Genomic DNA, 15,775 nt, shown 5'->3' with positions numbered 1-15,775 from the left:
TGACGTACTCCTGACAGGCCCCGGGGGCGTCACCCCAGTCCCGGCACGAACTGGATCAGCAGGTCGATCGCCTTGATGCCGAGGAACGGGAGGATCAGCCCGCCGAGTCCGTAGACACGGAGGTTGCGACGGAGCAGGTCGGTGGCGGAGGCGGGCTGGTAGCGCACGCCGCGCAGGGCGAGGGGGATCAGGGCGATGATGATCAGCGCGTTGAAGATGATCGCGGAGGCGATCGCCGAGGTGGGGCTGTGCAGGCCCATGACGTTGAGGTGGTGCAGCCCGGGGTAGGCGTTCGCGAACATCGCGGGGATGATCGCGAAGAACTTGGCCACGTCGTTGGTGATCGAGAAGGTGGTCAGCGCGCCCCGCGTGATGAGGAGTTGCTTGCCGACCCGGACGATGTCGATCAGCTTGGCCGGGTTGGAGTCGAGATCGACCATGTTGCCGGCCTCCTTGGCGGCCGGGGTGCCGGAGTTCATCGCGACCCCGACGTCGGCCTGGGCGAGCGCCGGGGCGTCATTGGTGCCGTCGCCGGTCATCGCGACCATGTTCCCGGCGGCCTGCTCGCGCCGTAGGTGGGCGAGCTTGTCCTCGGGGGTGGCCTCCGCGAGGAAGTCGTCCACTCCCGCCTCCTCCGCGATCGCCTTGGCGGTCAGCGGGTTGTCGCCGGTGACCATGACGGTACGGATGCCCATCCGCCGCAGCTCGGCGAAACGTTCGGCGATGCCCTCCTTGACCACGTCCTTGAGCTCGACCACGCCCAGCGCCCGGGCGCCGTGTCGGTCGTGCACGGCGACCAGCAGCGGGGTGCCGCCGGCCTCGGCGATCCGGTCGACCAGCGGCTTGGCCTCCATCGGCAGCCGTCCGCCGGATTCCACCACCCAGCGGGCGACGGCCGCGGCCGCGCCCTTGCGGATCAGACAGCCGTTGCCGTCCGGCCAGCGCAGGTCGACGCCGCTCATCCGGCTGTGTGCGGTGAACGGGACGGGCTGCTGCTCGCCGAGTTCGCCGGGAGCCCTTGGCGGCACCCAGTACTGACGGTTCGTCAACTCGATGAGCGAGCGCCCCTCCGGGGTCTCGTCCGCGACGGACGCCAACTGCGCCGCCTCGGCGAGTTGTTCCGTCGTCGCGCCGGGCAGCGGGTGCAGCGCGACGGCCCGACGGTTGCCGTGGGTGATGGTGCCGGTCTTGTCCAGCAGCAGCACGTCCACGTCCCCGGCGGCCTCCACCGCCCGGCCGGAGAGCGCGACCACGTTGCGCTGCACGAGTCGGTCCATCCCGGCGATGCCGATCGCGGACAGCAGCGCGCCGATCGTGGTCGGGATGAGCGCGACCATCAGCGCGACCAGCACGACGGTGGTCTGCGGCGCGTGCGCGTAGATGGCCATCGGCTGGAGCGAGACCACCGAGAGCAGGAAGATGATGGTCAGCGAGGCGAGCAGGATGTTCAGCGCGATCTCGTTCGGGGTCTTCTGCCGGTTGGCGCCCTCGACCAGGGAGATCATCCGGTCCACGAAGCTCTGCCCGGGCCGGGAGGTGACCCGCACGATCAGATGGTCGGAGAGCACCTTGGTGCCTCCGGTGACGCCCGTGCGGTCGCCGCCGGACTCGCGGATGACGGGTGCGGACTCACCGGTGATCGCCGACTCGTCGACGCTCGCGACGCCCTCGACCACCTCGCCGTCCTGCGGGACGACCTCCCCGGCCGGCACGAGCACGATGTCGTGCAGCATCAGTTCCTCGGCGGGGAGCACCTCGTGGCGGTGGTCGCGGGTGCCGACCCGCCAGTGCAGCAGCCGTCGGGCCGTCGTCCCGGCCTGCGCGCGGCGCAGCGAGTCGGCCTGCGCCTTGCCGCGGCTCTCGGCCACGGCCTCGGCGAGGTTGGCGAACAGCACGGTCAGCCAGAGCCAGAAGGAGATCACCCAGGCGAAGACGCTCGGGTGGATCACCGCGCTGATGGTGGTGAGCGCCGAGCCGGTCTCGACCACGAGCATCACCGGGTTGCGCACCATCACGCGCGGATGGAGCTTGCGGACGGCGGCGGGCAGCGCCTCGGCCAGCTGCCGGCGGGTGATCAGCGTGCGGCGGCCTCTGGGTGAGGACGGCCGGTGGCTGGGGTGCCCCGGTGGTTGCTCGGGCCCGGGGGCCGGGCGACGGAACCAGTCGGTTCGGGTGGCGGTGGCATCCGGTGGGGTGAGGGCCGAACGGCGCATCGTCTCGGGGGACCTTCCGGGCCGCCCGGAGCGCCTCGGCGGCGGGACGGCGTGCTCGGTGGCGACGGGGAACGGCCGACAGCCCACCACCGGATCCGGGCGCGCCGTCCGGGTCTTGACGCGGGCTTGGCGGCGAAACGGCCATCCTTGACAGTTCCCTGACATCGTGATCGATTCGGGCTCCGACCTGCACGAACTCCTGTTCGGCGCGGGTGATGTCAGGAAGTCGTCAAGGTACGCCCCCGACGCGTAGGCCGTGCGTCAAGGCCGGGTGCCATCGGCGTACGGAGGGTCTCCACTGGAACCGGGGCCGCCGGACGACGGCCCGCGCCACAGACCCGAGGAGCCCGCCGTGACCACCGCCACCGCCGTCATCGACGTCGACCAGCTCGACCGGCTCGGCCGGCCGCTGGAGCGCACCGTCCGCTTGGTGCCCGCCACCGGACACCAGGACCAGCCCGAGCCGCCGGAACCGGCGGCCGACCACGCCCGGACCCGCCCGGCGCACTGCCGGTTCGCGATGCACTACGACGACTGACCCGCCGCATCTCTCGACTCTTCGAAGGAGTAGCCGCCATGACCCAGCTCATCGCCCCACCCGTCACCACGGCCCCCGCCGACGCGCTCGGCGGCCCCTGGCCGGCCTCGGCGCGGCCCGGCCCGGGCGGTGAGGTGCTGGTCGGCGGGGTCGGGCTGGCCGAGGCCGCCGAGCGGTTCGGCACCCCGCTGTATGTGGTCGACGAGGGCGAGGTGCGCAGTCGCGCGCGGGCCTACCGGCGGGCGCTGCCGCACGCCGAGGTGCTGTACGCGGCCAAGGCCTTTCTGTGCAGCGCGATGGCCGACTGGGTCGCGGAGGAGGGCCTCGGCCTGGACGTCTGCTCCGCCGGCGAACTGTGGCTGGCCGTCTCGGCCGGGTTCCCGGCGCAGCGGATCCTGCTGCACGGCAACGCCAAGTCTCCCGAGGAGCTGCGGTTGGCGCGGCGGCTGCGGGTCGGCCGGATCGTCATCGACGGCCCGGCCGAGATCGCCCGGCTGGCCGCGCTGGTCGCCGCCGACACCCCGCAGAAGGTCCTGATCCGGGTCGTGCCGGGGATCGCGGCCGGACACCACACGGCGGTGCGAACCGGTGTCGGCGGGCAGAAGTTCGGTTTTCCGATCGAGGGCGGCGACGCGGCCGACGCGATCGCCCGGGTCCTTGACCAGCCCGGCCTTGAACTCGCGGGCCTGCACTGCCACCTGGGTTCGCAGATCACCGAGACCGAACCGTTCCTCCAGGCGGTGGACGCGCTGGTACGGCTGCTCGCCGAGGTGCGGGACCGGCACGGCGTGGAGCTGCCCGAGCTGGACCTCGGCGGCGGCCACGGCATCAAGTACCTGGCCGGGGACGCGGGGTTCGACCTCGCGGAGTTCGCGGCACGGGTGACCGACCGGCTGGCGGTGCGGTGCGCCGAGGCTCGGCTGGAGGTGCCGCGCTTGATCGTCGAGCCGGGCCGCGCGATCGCCGGGCCGGCGGCAGTGGCGGTCTACCGGGTGCTGTCGGTGAAGCACACGGCGGACGGACGCTGCTTCGTCGCGGTAGACGGCGGAATGAGCGACAATCCGCGACCGGCGCTGTACGGATCGCCGTACAGCGTCCGCTTGGTGGGCCGCCGCTCCGATGCGGGCGCGGCCCGGGTCGACGTGGTCGGCCGCCACTGCGAGGCGGGCGACGTACTGGTCCGCGATGCGGTGCTGCCCGCCGACCTGCGCCCGGGTGACCTGCTGGCGGTTCCCGCCGCCGGGGCGTACCAGCTGTCGATGGCCTCGGGCTACAACCTGGTCGGCCGCCCGGCGGTGGCGGCGGTGAGGGACGGGCGCGCCCGCCTGTTGATCCGCCGTGAGACGGTCGAGGACTTCCGCCTCCGCGAAGTCGGCCGCTGAGGTGGACTTCCTGCCGAACCGCCCGGTCCGGCCGAATCCCCCGCGCGCCGGCCCGGGATAACGGAAGTGCCAAGATCCCGCGAGGCCCGGCCGTCCCCGCTACGCTCCGCCGCATGGGTGGACTGGACGTGGTCAACGGCGTTGCCGGCGCCGTGATCGGGATGCTGTTCGCGGTGCTGTTCCAACAGCCGTTGCAGGACGCATGGTTCAAGGCGCGCAGGCGCTCGGTCGGCGCGGTGCGAAGCCTTCGGTCCACGACGGAGCACAGTCCCGTGTGGACGACCTTCTCGCTGGGCCCGCTCCACACACCGGCGCTGATCGTCGAGGGCGACGGCGAACATCCCATCCCCGCCGAGGGTGTTCACATCCAGGTCCTCGACGGCGAGACCAGGCTTCCGGGCGAGATAGCGCACTGGTGGGACGAGATAGAGGCCGAGAGCAGTCGCCTCCAGGAGGAGGGACGAACGCCGATCTGGAACGGCCTCCGGTACGCGGTCGAGTCGTTCGACATCTCCCGGACGCCCGTCGAGGAGCACCCGGAGGTCCGTCTGCGACTGCGCCCCACGGACTACTACACCTTCCTCGCCGCCCAGCAACTCGACCGTCGGCTGCCCGACGGGACCACACTGCGCTCCCGGTACCTCGACCCCGACAGCCCGCTTGCGGCACCGGCGTTCCTGCAGTGCAGCCTGGGTGTCAACGTCGCCGTGGTGACCGCCGACGACATGCTGGTCGTCAGCCGGCGCAGCGACCGGGTCCGGGTGGCGCCGGGCACCTGGAACTCCTCCGTCAACGAGGGCGTGTCACGGCAGATCGATTCGTCCGGCAGGAGCGCACCGGTCCTCCACGCCGTCGCCCAGCGCGGCATGCGGGAGGAACTGTCCCTGGAACCGCATGAGTACTCGCTCGAACTCCTGGCCTTCGTGCTGGACGTGGAGAAGCGTCAGTGGAGCGCCCACTTCTACGCGCGCCTGAACGAGCTGACCGGTCAGGGCCTCCAGGCCCGGCTGAGCCGAGGGGTCGCCGACCGGTGGGAACACGAGACCATCGACTACGTTCCCTTCCGCGCGGCCACGGTGGCCGGATACCTGCTGCACCCCGACCGCATCCACCGCTGGGCCCCGACAGCCCCGGCACTGTTCCACCTGGCCCTGGTCCACGTCCACGGGCGGGCGACGGTCGAACGAGCCGAGGCACAGGCCGTTCGACGCTGCCGCGCATGACACCGTCAGGGACGCTGGGGGCGAAGCATCACGCGAGAAGTCGGTCGAGCCGACTTCTCGCGCAGGCGTGTTCAGGCGTTGGGGATTTCGCCGGCCTTGATGGCAGTGACGAACGCCGTCCATGCGTTGACGGGGAAGGTGAGTGCCGGGCCGTTGGGGTCCTTGGAGTCACGGACCGGCACGATGCCGGTGAACCCGTCGGCGACCTCGATGCAGTTGCCCTGGTTCCCGCTGAACCTGCTCTTGCGCCACACGGCGCGGCTCAGGTCCACGCTGTCCCAACTAGTGCCGATCATTCGAATTCCTTTGCAATCTTCGCGACGAGTAGCCGCGACGGCCCGACGTCAAGAGCCGCTGCCCGAAGCCGGTCAAAGGCCTGGTCGTAGGTTGTTACGTCGTCATCTCGTTCGAGGTAGAGGCTACTCGTGAGGGATTCGGTGTACACCACGTCGAGATCATTCCGAACGGGGAACTCCAGGATCACGAACGAACCGAGGACGCCAGCATGGGCGCCTGCCTCGGATGGCACGACCTGCATGGTCACGTTCGGTTCCTTGGAGGCGGCGATGAGCTGCTGCAGTTGTTTCGCCATGACGGCTCTTCCTCCGATGGCCCGGCGGAGCGCGGCCTCGTCCACGATTGCCCAGAGCTTGAGAGGATCCTCACGCCGGAGGGCCGCGTTCTGCCGAGCGAGGCGTACATCGACCAGAGCGTTGACCTCTTCTGGCGTTGCTTCAGGTTGGAGCTGTCGAGTCAGCGCACGCGCGTAGTCTGCGGTCTGGAGCAGTCCTGGGATGAGTGACAACTCGAAGTTGCGAATCGACACGGCTTCCGCCTCGAAGCTGATGAACGAGGCGTACCGCTGCGAGATCACATCCGAGTACGGCTGCCACCAGACCCGGCGCTTGCCCTCGCGCGCCAGCGTTGCGAGTGCCTCCCTGGTTGCCGGGTCGGTGACTTCGTAGACGTCGAGCAGTATCTCGACCTCGTTCGCCCGGACACCGTGACGCCCGTTCTCCAACCGGCTGACCTTGGACTGGTGCCACCCAAGCCGGGCTGCCACATCGTCCACCTTGAGGTTGAGCCCCTCGCGGATTCTCCGAAGCTCCGCCCCCAGCATTCGGCGGCGCACCGTCGGTGTTGCGGCCACGCTCCGACCTCCCTACGTCGCGTTCTGTCGTCGGGCCACAGTCTGGCGTGACGGAAGTGGTTTCGTCACATCAGATCCCAAAGGCCATATGTACTTCGCTGGATTCGATTGCACAAACCCGGCGGGAGAGGGCACACTTACGAAGTGTGGTGAGAATCACCACGCAGCGTGACCCTGGCGGCTCATCGCTCGGGCATTCCCATGCCTCTCGCCGCCCTTCGGGCCGCGAACTTTCCCACCCCACCCGGAGGAGGCCCTGCCATGCCCGGAGCGTTGGAGAAGTACTCGTGCTGGCTGCCCCGGCACCGCAAGTCCGTCGGTCTCGCCCGGCAGCTGTTCGGTGACTTCATCGCCGAGCGCATGAGCGGCGAACCGTACCTCTCCGACGGGGAGTTGGTCCTCAGTGAGCTGGTGACCAACGCCGTGATGCACGCCGCCACGCCGCCCGGGCGGCTCATCTACATCCAGTTCGAGCTGTCCTCCGATGTCCTCCGGATCGAGGTGCACGACGCCGACCCCACGCACCCGACCCTCCAGCCGGCGGCGGAGTGCGACGAGGCGGGCCGAGGCCTCCTCCTCGTCTCGCAGCTGTCCACCAGCTGGGGCTGCTACCCGCGCGAAAGCGGCATCGGCAAGGCGGTCTGGGCGCTGGTCGGGGGCGCCCGGTGAACACCGAACTCCCCTTCGCCGTCACGGTCGAGATCAAGGGCGTCACCAAGGTCGCCACCTTCTCGAAGCTCTCCGACGCCCTCGTCGCCATCCGCACCAGCCTCGCCCGACTCCCGCTGGACGACGACCAGGCCGCCTACCTCGCCGACCTCTTCGGCGACGCCTCCGCCTCCCGAATCGCCCACCAGCTGGTCGAGTTCGGCGCGGTGCGCGCGATCGCCTTCATCGGCATCGAGTCCGCCCACCCCATCTACCTCCGCGCGGCCTCCGAGTGACCCGGCGACTCACCTGGGCCCGGTTGGAGACCTGGTGGTGCCTCAACGGCCAGTTCTCCCGCCCGATCCGCGCCATCAGCCCTCGCCGCCAGGCCGCCCACGCCGAGATGCAGCTCTGGACGGCCGTCCCGGGCAACACCGAAGCGCTGCTGTGCGCAGTGCTCAGACAGGCCGCCCAAGCCCCGCTCGACTGAATGGCAGCCCGGTGGCTTCGGCTGCGCACCCGCAGGCGGCTCGGCGGAGGGGTGGATGTGCACTTCCGCCACCTCGGCCAGGTCGAGCTGGTGAACGTGTGGGAGGCGCCGACCAAGCCGATGTGCCTGGCCGCCCCGCCCGCCGTGCGTTCGCCGCGCACTATCGCCCTGCACCCGGCGACCAAGGTCTTTGCCGACCGCTACGCCCCGGTCGGCGCCCTGCGCTACGTCGACACCAAGCCCCTGGCGGTGCGTCAGGTGCTCGACGGCCGGGCGGACGGCTGCATCGGCTCGGTCGACGTCGTCCGGCGGGCCGGCCTCAACGTCCTTCAGGAGTTCCGGCCCACGAAGCTCTGGTGCCTTTGCCGGCCCGTCAACCTGGACACACGGGGCACTCAGGGCAAACGCCTCGTCCCGTTTTGATCACTGCTAGGCTGCGCGCCAAATTCCCAACTCATGGGAATGTCAACCGGTTTGGGAGAGGTCATGAAGGTTCTCATCACCGGCGGCGCCGGGTTCATCGGATCCACCGTCGCCAGCGCCTGTCTGGACGAGGGTATCGAGCCCGTCCTCCTGGACAACCTGTCCACCGGGCGCCCCGAGTTCTCCACCGGCCGCACGTTCTATCAAGGCGACATCGCCGACGGCGAACTGATCGACCGCATCTTCCATGACCACCCGGACATCCATGCCACTATCAACTGCGCTGCCCGCATCGTCGTCCCCGAATCGGTGGCCGACCCGCTCGGTTACTACGGCGCCAACGTCACCAAGGGCCTGGCCCTGGTCACCCACCTGCTGCGCAACAACTGCCACCGGCTCGTGTTCTCCGGCTCCGCCGCCATCTACGACTCCGGCCAGGCCATCACCGAGGACGCACCCCTCAAGCCGCTGTCCCCGTACGCGCGCACCAAGGCCGCCTTCGAAGGCGCGCTGGAGGACATCACCGGCGGCACATCGCTGCGCGTCATCACCCTGCGCTACTTCAACCCGATCGGCGCCGACCCCAAGCTGCGCACCGGCCTGCAGAGCACCAAGCCCACCCACGCCCTCGGTGTCATGATCGACCGCTACCGAGCCGGTGAACGGTTCCCGGTCACCGGCACCAACTGGCCCACCCGCGACGGCTCCGGCATCCGCGACTACGTCCACGTCTGGGACCTGGCTGCCGCCCACATCGCCGCCGTGCGCCGCTTCGACACCGTCGTACCCGAGGCCGGGCCCCGCTACCTGCCGATCAACCTCGGCTCCGGCAACGGCACCACCGTCTTCGAACTGATCAAGGCCTTCGAGGACGTGACTGGCGAGCCGCTTGCCCACCACCTCACCGACGCCCGCCCCGGCGACAACGCCGGCGCCTACCCGGCCATCGACCGCGCCCGCGACCTGTTGGGCTGGACCCCGGCCCACACCCTCCAGGACGGCATCGCCGCCGCCCTGGCCTGGAACAACGCCCGCCACACGATCCTGAAGGACGAGTGATGACACCTGCCCCACCACGGGCGCCCCGGCCGGCGACGACGATCGTCGTCGCCGGCTACGGCGCACTGACCTCGGGCATCCTGCCGCACCTGGCGGCCTTGCCCGAAACCCGCGTGGTTCTCACCAGCCGCCACCTCGCCCGAACACCCGACACCGCCATCCCCCTTATCACCCCAGCCGAGATCACCGGCCACCATCCGGACCTCATCCTCGGCTGCTTCGAGAACGACGCCAGCAGCCGCGACTTCTGGACCCACGAGCACGTGACTGGCGCCATCACCGAACGCCGCGCGGCCTGCATCGAGCTGTCCACCATCAGCCCCGAACGGGCCATGCAGTGGCACGACGAGATCGCTGCCCTGGGCGGAACCCCCTGGGAGTGCCCCGTCACAGGCTCCCGCCCCGGCGCGAGGAGCGGCACGCTGTCCGCCTTCGTTTACGCCGCCGCGCCCCATGACATCGCGGACCGCGCCTTGGCGGCCTTCACCCGCAACCGCTACCAGTTCACGAGCCCCGGCAACCCGGCCCGCTTCAAGCTCATCTTCAACGCCTGGGGCGCCGCCCTCCTGCATGCCTCCGGTGCGTTCGCCCGCTGCCTGCCGCCCCATCTCGGAGCCGACTATCCCGTGGCTGCGCAGATCGTGACCTCCGACGGATGGATGGCGGCCCTCGCCGCCCAGAAACTCCCCAGGATCGAAGAACGCGCCTATGGAGAACCGGACTTCGCCGTCCGCCACATGATCAAGTGCGCTACGCCCGCGACCTGTTGGGCGAGATGCCGCTGCTCGTCGCCGCGCTGAAGGCCTACACCTGCGCCGAGGCGTGCCACGGCCCGTACGCCGACTTCACGGCCGTCGCCGACACCCAAGGAACGCCGTGAACTCCCATGATCTGCCCCTGCTCCTCAAGCAGCTCAGCCACGAATTCGCGGACGTCACCGGTATGTCAGTGGTCCTGTCCGGCTCCCTGGCCCGAGGCGACCACCGCACCGGGCGCAGCGGACACATCACATCCGACCTTGACTTGATCCCGGTTGTCGCCGCTCCGATCGACGCGTTGGCCGCCCGTATCGTGCTGGAGCCGATCCTGCAGCGCGTCGCCGATGCCTTCCGGATCGAGGCGACGGCCGCCATCACCACTCTGCGCGCCTTCCGGCTGGCCGGGCACGCTCCCTATCGCACGAGCATGAGGCCCCAGTGGCTGTGTGACGGCCTCGGCCTCGGATCGGACGCCTTCACCCCGGCTGACCACGAGAATCCGGGCGCGGCGCTGGTCTGGGCCATCCAACCGGTCACCTACTACCTGGCCAAGGCCACCGCCCAGGACCCGCCGACCAATCTGCTCAAGGCCCGCGCCGCCGCCACCCGGCTGTCCGCCACCTTCCACCAGCTCGAACTGCCCGGCAGTCTCGACGACCTCCCGCGCGCCCTGCGGAACCTCATCACCGAACACCGCATCACGCCGCTCGACTCCACCGCCCGCTACCTCGACGCCCCGACTCGCCCCACCATCGCGCGGGCCGTCCGCGACGCCGTCTTCCGCGAGAACCAGGGCCTGCCGTTCGCCGACTCGGCCGTCACCGCGCTGCCGTCCATCCCGAACTGACCACCACAGGAGAACACCGCATGTCCATCCGACAGCACGTGGAGATCCTGCCCCCGCACCCGCTGCGCGCCGGATACGACCGCAGCCTGGTACACGGATCGATCGCCGACCAGTTCCAGCGGCGCCTGGAGCCTGCCAACTTCAACCCCATGTACCTCGCCGCCTTGGCCGAGCGCGTCGAGCAGGCCCTGCGCCACGACTCGGAGGACGAGGCCATGCGCTGGCGCCTGGCATTCCTCCTGCTCCAGAACAACGCCACCGTGGCCGCCGTCGAACGGGCCGAGCAACTGCTCGCCGACACCAACCTCCCGCAAGGCCGGCGTCTGGCCCAACTCGTCGCCGGGATCCTGGACCGTGCCGACCAGCCGCGCACGGGCCGCCGAATCACCCGCGTCAACTGGTCGATCAACAACCGCTGCCCCATGTCCTGCCAGGGCTGTTACAACCCGTTCGCCTCTGAGCAGATCGACCTCCAGCAGGCCGAACGCATCATCGGCAAGCTCGCGGTGCACGGCACCACGGACCTGATCCTGGCGGGCGGCGATCCGTTGTTGTGGCCGCCGATCTTCGACGTGGTCGACCACGCCATCGCCAACGGCATCAACGTCGCGCTCGACACCACGGGCTATGCCCTCACCGCTGACAAGCTCGCCCGACTTCGGTCGCTGTCGTCACTGAGGCTGCCACTCGACGCGGTGACCGCTGACGTGGAACGCGCCTTCCGCCGCAGCCCGGACGGCAACCTCCTCCAAGCACTGCTGGGATCCCTCGCCTTGTGCGACCGCGAGGGCTTCAACCGGGTACGCGTCCACACCGTGGCCAGCGCCAAGAACCTCCACCAGTTGCCCGACATCGCAGACGAAGTCCTGTCCCACTCTTCGGTCGCCCAATGGGTGATCTTCCAGTGGTGGGGCCGACGGGCCTCCCCCGCCACAACTCGTGCGCTCAGCGTGGACGCCGAAGCCGTCCACGCAGCCGTACGGGAGATCCGACCCCGCTACCCCGACCGGGAGATCATCCTCGCCGAGACTGCCGACCGGGAACTGCTGAACTGGATGATCCAATCCAGCGGCCAGGTCGTCACCTTCGGCTCGGGCCCCGAGGAGGAGTTCATCCTGGGCAACCTCCTGATCGACCAGATCGAGGACGTCCTGACCCACCCGATCCTGGACTTCGACGCCATGGCACGAGGAGTCCCCGTCACCCTGGGCGCTGAGTCCTGGTGACGTTGCTCGGGAAGTCGGCCCAGCCGACTTCCCGAGCAAGGCTGTTACGGGCGGATCCGTCGTCAGACGGGCTGCCAGAGCTCGACGCGGTTGCCCTCGGGGTCGGTGACCCAGCCGAAGCGACCGACACCCTCCATGTCCTGCGTCTCCTCGGCGACGTCCTCTCCCCTGGCGCGCAGTTGCGCGAGCATCGCATCCAGATCGCGGACCCGGAAGTTGAGCATGGTCTGCTGGGTGGGGGACCCGAAGTAGTCGGTGTCGGCGTCGAACGTCGCGAACACCGTCGCCCCGGGTGCCTGCCGCCACAGGCCGTACTCGTCGGCGTCCAGCCCCAGGCAGTCGCGGTACCACGCGCTCAGGGCCGCCGGGTCGGCGGCCCGCAGGAAGTACCCGCCGATGCCAAGCACACGTTCCATACGGCCATCCTGCCAGGACGGCGAGCGGATGGGCGGGCGCCGCACGGGCGCCGGCTCAGCCTCCGGTCTCAAGCGTGGAGGACGCCGTCGGGCCCGGTGCGCTTCGCTGTCTCGATCCAGTCGACGACCGCCTGGATGTCGACCGGCCCGGTGGTGTCGACGCGGAGGGTCGGGCCGACCCGGAGCGGGAGGGCCGTGCGGCGCCAGTGCTCCCAGTCGTCGGCCGTCAGCAGGTCTCCGTGGATCGGATGGCGCGGATGGCGTGCCTCGAAGCGACGCCGGGCGGTCTCCAGCGGGACGTCGCACCAGAGCTCCACAGCGGTGGGGCTGCCGGCGCGGTTCAGGCCTCGCACGACGAAGTCGCGAACGCCGGTCGGCCAGCAGGATTCGAGGACGGCGCCGGCGGGCGCGTCCGCCAGGAGCGCCCACATCGTCTCGCTCGCCGCGGCGCCGAGCGAGGCGTTCCAGCGCCGTGGTGGCGCGTCGGAGCGTTCGGTGCCCAACACATCGGCGTGGGCCTCCTTGATGACGTCCTTGCTGAACAGCGGCAGCGCGAGGCGGTGGGACAGGGCGCGCGCCAGGGTCGACTTCCCCGCGCCGGGAAGCCCGTTGACCAGTACGGCGGCAGGGCTGGTCACGGTATCGGTGAGCACGGACGACCCCTCCTGGCAGCGGGTCCGCTCATTGGTGGTTCACGATGCCTTCCGCGAGCGGCGCGAACAACATGCTCCAGTTGCCGGGCGCCCGGTCCGCCGCCGTGGTCAGGTGGAAGTGCAGGACCTCCCACTCGTCGGGTCGCGCCTGGGCTCCGTGCTCCCGAACGGCGTCGAGACAGTGGTCGAGGAATTCCGAGTCCTCGTCGTCGAAGCCGAGCCGCCGGTACGCCCGCCGCACGTCCGGCGCCTGCTCGAACCAGTCCTCCCAGCCGGTGGCCGCCCCGAGGAGGTAGAGCAGGTGGCTCTCGGACTCCGGCAGCCGGCCGCGCAGGTCCTGCGAGCTGATGGCCCGTTCGGCGTCGTCGCAGGCGAGCCCGGTGTCGACGGCCGCTGCGGTGACGAGGGCCTCCCAGTAGGTCGCGTCGTGTGTGCCGGTGGTCTGCCGCATGTATGCGCTCGCGAAGGCGGCCATGGCGTGGGGATCGTCGATCAGCGGGGAGAGAACCAGGTCGCTCTGGTAGTCGAAGCCGAAGTAGAGGCGGTGACCGTCCAGAGTGAGCGACTCGATGCCGCCCACGTGACCGATCCGGTCGGTCAGCGGAGCCGGATGCTTGAGGAGGTCCTGTTCCATGGCGATGACCGTAGTGTCCGGCACTGACACTCACGACGCCACGTGGTGCGGACAGGGACCGCCATCGGGCCCGCCCACGGATTCGGCCATCCTGGTGGGCCGGCGATGGCGGGCCGCCAGGGCGGGAACTCCTCGCACCGGAGACCGCTGCGCAGCGTGTTCCAGCGGTCGACCCACGGCTGGGCCATCGTCGGGCAGCACCAGACCCGCTGCCCGTTCCAGTAGTAGCTGTACTCGCGCGCCTGTATGACGGCGGGGCTGAAGACGCCCTTGATCCGGAAGTTCGCCAGGTGGCGCCGGAAGATGACGATGTCGATCAGCTTGCGGTGGCCACCCCGGTGGAAGCCGAGGACCTCCACGCACGACTTCGCCCCGTCGAGCAGGGCTCGACGGGGCGGAGCTCAGTCAGTCGGTCTCACCCGGTGTGGGCGGCGCTGACCAGGTCGGGCAGCAGCTTCGCCGCGTCGGGTGTGCCGAGGCCGGTGATCGGGTCCCAGCCGGTGGTGGCGGGGTAGCCCGGGACGGTCGGGTCGGCGGTGTTGTTGCCGAGGGTCACGTCGTTGAAGTCGGCCGCGTACTTGGCCGGGTCGGTGCTCAGCTTGTACAGGGCCGGGTTGATCTGGCCGAGGCCGCCGCCGTTGATCTGGTCCGCGATGGAGACCAGGCCGGCCCATTGCGGGCAGGAGAGCGAGGTGCCGCCGATGTCGTACCAGCCCGTGCTGCACGGCGTGCCACCGCAGTTGAGGCCGGAGGAGCCGTCCGGCGGCAGCGACAGGTAGACCAGCGCGCCGGTGCCGGGGGCGGCCTGCAGGGACACGTCCGGCACGCCGCGCTTGGCGGCGATCGGCGTGGAGCCGGCGGGCAGCGTCGACTGGTAGGCGGGCTTGTCGAAGACCTGGCTGAAGCCGCCGCCCGCGTTGGTCCAACCGACCTCGGCCGCACCGGGGTTGGCCTGGCACTTGGCCGGGTTGTCGGTGCTGTCCACGGTCCGGTCGCCGGTCGCGTTGGGGTCGGTGCACAGGTACGTGCCGCCGACGCCGGTCACCAGCGGGTCGGAGGCCGGCCACTCGACCGACGGATCCGGGAGGGTGGAGCCGCCCGACTTCACCGGGGTCTTCTCCGAGCCGGCCGTTCCGTTGTCGCCGGAGGAGCCGAGCACCGTGACGCCGTTGAGGGCAGCCGACTTGAAGGCGTGCCGCAGGGGCTCGATCGACTGGGCACTGCCGAACGCCCCCTCGGAGGAGGCGAAGGACTGCGAGATGACGTTCGCCAGGTGGTGGTCGACCACGTACTGCTCGGCGTTCATCAGGGCGGGGAAGCCCTGGACGCCGAGCGTCTCCGCGGTGGGCGTGGAGACCAGCAGGATGTTGGCACCCGGGGCCATGGCGTGCGCGGTCTCGACGTCGAGCGCGACCTCGAGCGCCCAAGCGGCCTTGTTCTCCTGGCCGGTGCCCTGGCTGGTGGACGGCGGCGCGGTGGTGCCCGGCGAACCCTGGACGTGCAGCTCGCTGAACGTCGGCATGCCCGGCTGGCAGGTCACGCCCTCCTCGCCGCACATCGCGTCGACGCCGAAGGCCTGGTCGAAGACGTGCAGGTCGTGCGCCATGGTGTCGCTGCCGTACGAGTCGAAGACGGCGATCGTCTGGCCTCGACCGTCATTGCCGTGGGCGTACAGCGGGCCCAGGTTGTAGGCGGCCCTGATCGCCTGCGGGCTGAAGCAGCGGCGGCCCGCACTCGCGCACTGCGCCTGGGTGGGGGGAGTGGCGCCGGTCGACACCTGGGTGTAGTCGGCCACCGCGGGGTGCACCGCCGGGTAGCCGGTGGCCACGATGCTGCCGACCGTCGGGACGGCTAGCGCGCCGGAGGCCGCGAGGGCCAGGCTGCTCACCCCTGCCAGGAGCATGCGGCGTATGGTTGGAGCCTTCAAGTAGTCCTCCATGAGGGATGGTTGGGGGACATCGGCGGGGGACCCGGGTCGGATCGAACGGCCCGGGTCCATGGGGGTCTCCGGGACGGAAGGTCACGGACGGGCGCGAGTGTAGGCGTGTGAGTGGCCCGGCCTCAATGGCTGTTCCGAAATCAGGTCGGGGATGTTCTGTGCGCGCGGCTGCCGTC

Annotated in this window: 18 protein-coding genes; 11 read left to right on the top strand and 7 right to left on the bottom strand. The window is 70.2% G+C overall.

Annotation, left to right across the window (positions count from 1 at the left end; all coding sequences use genetic code 11):
• Window positions 1-29: 29 nt before the first annotated feature.
• A complete protein-coding gene (gene kdpB, locus ABZW30_RS03175) occupies window positions 30-2,213 on the bottom strand; it encodes a potassium-transporting ATPase subunit KdpB (protein ID WP_355669299.1) in 2,184 nt (727 codons plus the stop codon).
• 352 nt (window positions 2,214-2,565) lie between these two features.
• Here kdpB and ABZW30_RS03170 point away from each other — a divergent pair, with 352 nt between their 5' ends.
• From ABZW30_RS03170 to ABZW30_RS03160, 3 genes are all read left to right on the top strand, one after another.
• The gene (locus ABZW30_RS03170; protein WP_355669298.1) at window positions 2,566-2,751 is read left to right on the top strand and encodes a hypothetical protein; all 186 of its coding nucleotides are present in this window, start codon (window positions 2,566-2,568) and stop codon (window positions 2,749-2,751) included.
• Window positions 2,752-2,789: 38 nt separating this feature from the next.
• Window positions 2,790-4,133, top strand: coding sequence for a diaminopimelate decarboxylase (gene lysA, locus ABZW30_RS03165; RefSeq protein ID WP_355669297.1), 1,344 nt, complete (start codon window positions 2,790-2,792; stop codon window positions 4,131-4,133).
• Window positions 4,134-4,246: 113 nt separating this feature from the next.
• On the top strand, window positions 4,247-5,356 hold the full coding sequence (locus ABZW30_RS03160; protein WP_355669296.1) for a hypothetical protein: 1,110 nt from the start codon (window positions 4,247-4,249) through the stop codon (window positions 5,354-5,356).
• 71 nt (window positions 5,357-5,427) lie between these two features.
• On the opposite strand, the gene ABZW30_RS03155 is transcribed toward ABZW30_RS03160, so the two are convergent.
• Window positions 5,428-5,652, bottom strand: coding sequence for a DUF397 domain-containing protein (locus ABZW30_RS03155; protein WP_355669295.1), 225 nt, complete (start codon window positions 5,650-5,652; stop codon window positions 5,428-5,430).
• Entirely contained in the window at window positions 5,649-6,506 is an 858-nt protein-coding gene (locus tag ABZW30_RS03150; protein WP_355669294.1) for a helix-turn-helix transcriptional regulator, read from the bottom strand. The genes ABZW30_RS03155 and ABZW30_RS03150 overlap by 4 nt, the downstream gene beginning before the upstream one ends.
• 261 nt (window positions 6,507-6,767) lie before the next feature.
• Here ABZW30_RS03150 and ABZW30_RS03145 point away from each other — a divergent pair, with 261 nt between their 5' ends.
• The 8 genes from ABZW30_RS03145 to ABZW30_RS03110 all read left to right on the top strand — a co-directional run bounded on the left by ABZW30_RS03145 (window position 6,768) and on the right by ABZW30_RS03110 (window position 11,957).
• The gene (locus tag ABZW30_RS03145) at window positions 6,768-7,175 is read left to right on the top strand and encodes an ATP-binding protein (RefSeq protein ID WP_355669293.1); all 408 of its coding nucleotides are present in this window, start codon (window positions 6,768-6,770) and stop codon (window positions 7,173-7,175) included.
• Window positions 7,172-7,450, top strand: coding sequence for a hypothetical protein (locus ABZW30_RS03140; protein WP_355669292.1), 279 nt, complete (start codon window positions 7,172-7,174; stop codon window positions 7,448-7,450). The genes ABZW30_RS03145 and ABZW30_RS03140 overlap by 4 nt, the downstream gene beginning before the upstream one ends.
• A complete protein-coding gene (locus ABZW30_RS03135) occupies window positions 7,447-7,644 on the top strand; it encodes a hypothetical protein (protein WP_355669291.1) in 198 nt (65 codons plus the stop codon). The genes ABZW30_RS03140 and ABZW30_RS03135 overlap by 4 nt, the downstream gene beginning before the upstream one ends.
• A complete protein-coding gene (locus tag ABZW30_RS03130) occupies window positions 7,645-8,067 on the top strand; it encodes a hypothetical protein (RefSeq protein WP_355669290.1) in 423 nt (140 codons plus the stop codon).
• Window positions 8,068-8,130: 63 nt separating this feature from the next.
• Entirely contained in the window at window positions 8,131-9,126 is a 996-nt protein-coding gene (galE, locus tag ABZW30_RS03125) for a UDP-glucose 4-epimerase GalE (RefSeq protein ID WP_355669289.1), read from the top strand.
• On the top strand, window positions 9,126-9,926 hold the full coding sequence (locus ABZW30_RS03120; RefSeq protein ID WP_355669288.1) for an NAD(P)-binding domain-containing protein: 801 nt from the start codon (window positions 9,126-9,128) through the stop codon (window positions 9,924-9,926). The genes galE and ABZW30_RS03120 overlap by 1 nt, the downstream gene beginning before the upstream one ends.
• A 76-nt stretch (window positions 9,927-10,002) precedes the next feature.
• Window positions 10,003-10,731, top strand: coding sequence for a hypothetical protein (locus tag ABZW30_RS03115; protein WP_355669287.1), 729 nt, complete (start codon window positions 10,003-10,005; stop codon window positions 10,729-10,731).
• 20 nt (window positions 10,732-10,751) lie between these two features.
• The gene (locus ABZW30_RS03110) at window positions 10,752-11,957 is read left to right on the top strand and encodes a radical SAM protein (protein WP_355669286.1); all 1,206 of its coding nucleotides are present in this window, start codon (window positions 10,752-10,754) and stop codon (window positions 11,955-11,957) included.
• Window positions 11,958-12,019: 62 nt separating this feature from the next.
• Here the strand turns inward: ABZW30_RS03110 and ABZW30_RS03105 are convergent, their stop codons facing one another.
• The 4 genes from ABZW30_RS03105 to ABZW30_RS03090 form a co-directional block, all read right to left on the bottom strand.
• The gene (locus ABZW30_RS03105) at window positions 12,020-12,373 is read right to left on the bottom strand and encodes a VOC family protein (protein WP_355669285.1); all 354 of its coding nucleotides are present in this window, start codon (window positions 12,371-12,373) and stop codon (window positions 12,020-12,022) included.
• Window positions 12,374-12,441: 68 nt separating this feature from the next.
• On the bottom strand, window positions 12,442-13,026 hold the full coding sequence (locus ABZW30_RS03100; protein ID WP_355669284.1) for an AAA family ATPase: 585 nt from the start codon (window positions 13,024-13,026) through the stop codon (window positions 12,442-12,444).
• A gap of 28 nt (window positions 13,027-13,054) precedes the next feature.
• On the bottom strand, window positions 13,055-13,660 hold the full coding sequence (locus ABZW30_RS03095) for a hypothetical protein (RefSeq protein ID WP_355669283.1): 606 nt from the start codon (window positions 13,658-13,660) through the stop codon (window positions 13,055-13,057).
• 415 nt (window positions 13,661-14,075) lie between these two features.
• On the bottom strand, window positions 14,076-15,563 hold the full coding sequence (locus ABZW30_RS03090) for a S53 family peptidase (protein ID WP_355669282.1): 1,488 nt from the start codon (window positions 15,561-15,563) through the stop codon (window positions 14,076-14,078).
• Between the last annotated feature and the right edge of the window lie 212 nt (window positions 15,564-15,775).

The organism is Kitasatospora sp. NPDC004669, assembly GCF_040609455.1.
Lineage (GTDB): Bacteria > Actinomycetota > Actinomycetes > Streptomycetales > Streptomycetaceae > Kitasatospora.
The sequence above is the reverse complement of the archived record's forward strand: the minus strand, read 5'-3'. Positions and strand labels throughout refer to the sequence as shown.

Bases quoted from the DNA above. Each gene is read 5' to 3' on its own strand.
- ABZW30_RS03160 (WP_355669296.1), top strand. From the start codon at position 4,247: ATGGGTGGACTGGACGTGGTCAACGGCGTTGCCGGCGCCGTGATCGGG.
- ABZW30_RS03145 (WP_355669293.1), top strand. From the start codon at position 6,768: ATGCCCGGAGCGTTGGAGAAGTACTCGTGCTGGCTGCCCCGGCACCGC.
- kdpB (WP_355669299.1), bottom strand. From the start codon at position 2,213: ATGCGCCGTTCGGCCCTCACCCCACCGGATGCCACCGCCACCCGAACC.
- ABZW30_RS03090 (WP_355669282.1), bottom strand. From the start codon at position 15,563: ATGCTCCTGGCAGGGGTGAGCAGCCTGGCCCTCGCGGCCTCCGGCGCG.
- ABZW30_RS03130 (WP_355669290.1), top strand. From the start codon at position 7,645: ATGGCAGCCCGGTGGCTTCGGCTGCGCACCCGCAGGCGGCTCGGCGGA.
- lysA (WP_355669297.1), top strand. From the start codon at position 2,790: ATGACCCAGCTCATCGCCCCACCCGTCACCACGGCCCCCGCCGACGCG.
- galE (WP_355669289.1), top strand. From the start codon at position 8,131: ATGAAGGTTCTCATCACCGGCGGCGCCGGGTTCATCGGATCCACCGTC.
- ABZW30_RS03110 (WP_355669286.1), top strand. From the start codon at position 10,752: ATGTCCATCCGACAGCACGTGGAGATCCTGCCCCCGCACCCGCTGCGC.
- ABZW30_RS03155 (WP_355669295.1), bottom strand. From the start codon at position 5,652: ATGATCGGCACTAGTTGGGACAGCGTGGACCTGAGCCGCGCCGTGTGG.
- ABZW30_RS03105 (WP_355669285.1), bottom strand. From the start codon at position 12,373: ATGGAACGTGTGCTTGGCATCGGCGGGTACTTCCTGCGGGCCGCCGAC.
- ABZW30_RS03120 (WP_355669288.1), top strand. From the start codon at position 9,126: ATGACACCTGCCCCACCACGGGCGCCCCGGCCGGCGACGACGATCGTC.
- ABZW30_RS03095 (WP_355669283.1), bottom strand. From the start codon at position 13,660: ATGGAACAGGACCTCCTCAAGCATCCGGCTCCGCTGACCGACCGGATC.